General features: G+C 45.5%; 2 protein-coding genes. Both read left to right on the plus strand.

Annotated elements, in window-relative coordinates; translation table 11 throughout:
- Positions 1-950: class Ia ribonucleoside-diphosphate reductase subunit beta (gene nrdB, locus FHQ30_RS12585; protein ID WP_139625185.1), on the plus strand; the 950-nt coding region annotated here is incomplete at its 5' end.
- Between the two features lie 72 nt (positions 951-1,022).
- Positions 1,023-1,280: a class I ribonucleotide reductase maintenance protein YfaE gene (gene yfaE, locus FHQ30_RS12590; protein WP_139612307.1), complete on the plus strand. Its 258-nt coding sequence runs from the start codon at positions 1,023-1,025 to the stop codon at positions 1,278-1,280.
- Positions 1,281-1,346 lie beyond the last annotated feature (66 nt).

Raw genomic sequence — 1,346 nt, forward strand, 5'->3', positions numbered from 1 at the left:
TCGACTATCAAGCCTTGCCTGAACATGAAAAACATATTTTTATCAGCAACTTAAAATATCAAACCCTGTTGGACTCAATTCAAGGTCGCAGCCCGAACGTAGCTTTGCTGCCGGTAGTTTCGTTGCCGGAATTGGAAACCTGGATTGAAACATGGACGTTTTCAGAAACGATTCATTCACGTTCTTATACCCATATTATCCGTAATATCGTCAACGATCCGTCGGTGGTATTCGATGATATCGTCACCAACGAAGAGATCATCAAACGCGCCAAAGACATCTCTATCTATTACGATGACTTTATCCGTGATACCCAGCTTTACACCCTGTACGGTGCCGGCACTTACACCGTGGACGGCAAAGAATGCGTGGTCAGTTTACGCAGTTTGAAAAAGCAACTGTATCTGTGCCTGATGAGCGTCAATGCGCTGGAAGCAATTCGTTTTTATGTTTCGTTCGCCTGTTCGTTTGCCTTTGCCGAGCGCAACCTGATGGAAGGCAATGCCAAAATCATCAAATTTATCGCCCGTGACGAAGCCCTGCATTTGACCGGCACCCAGCATATTTTAAACATTATGGCATCGGGACAAGACGATCCGGAAATGGGTGAAATCATCGAAGAGTGCAAACAAGAGGCTTATGATCTGTTCGTGGCAGCGGCAGAACAAGAGAAAGAGTGGGCGGATTACTTGTTCAAAGACGGCTCAATGATCGGCTTGAACAAAGATATTCTGTGCCAATACGTCGAATACATCACCAATATCCGGATGCAGGCAGTCGGTTTACCACTCCCGTTCCAAGCCCGTTCCAACCCGATTCCGTGGATTAACGCTTGGCTGGTGTCTGACAACGTACAGGTCGCGCCACAAGAAGTGGAAGTCAGCTCCTATCTGGTTGGGCAAATCGATTCCAAAATCGACGCTGACGATTTCGGCGATTTTAACCTGTAACCCCCTTTTCAATACTGCTCTTTTGTTATATTGATCCAATGTCGCACGACAAAAGAGCGGTTTTGTTTCGCAATGAAAATCCATAAAATCACCCTACCGCAGCAACAGCGCACTGTCGAACACGACAACCGCACTTCCCTGCTGCAAACCTTAGAAAATCACGGAATTTTACATGAATACCAGTGCCGCTCCGGTTACTGTGGCTCATGTCGGGTGAAGTTGCTGAATGGCAAAGTGAGTTATGCAGAAACGCCATTGGCATTTTTATCCGCCAATGAGATTTTATTATGTTGTTGTACAGTGGAAAGTGATTTGGAAATTGAGTTTTAGCTCATGTTTTATTCCACATCGCAATTGCTAATCGTCAGAGTAATACTCATCGCCTTTCATAGCCGA

Source organism: Testudinibacter sp. 'clade 2' (assembly GCF_006227735.1).
GTDB lineage: Bacteria > Pseudomonadota > Gammaproteobacteria > Enterobacterales > Pasteurellaceae > Chelonobacter.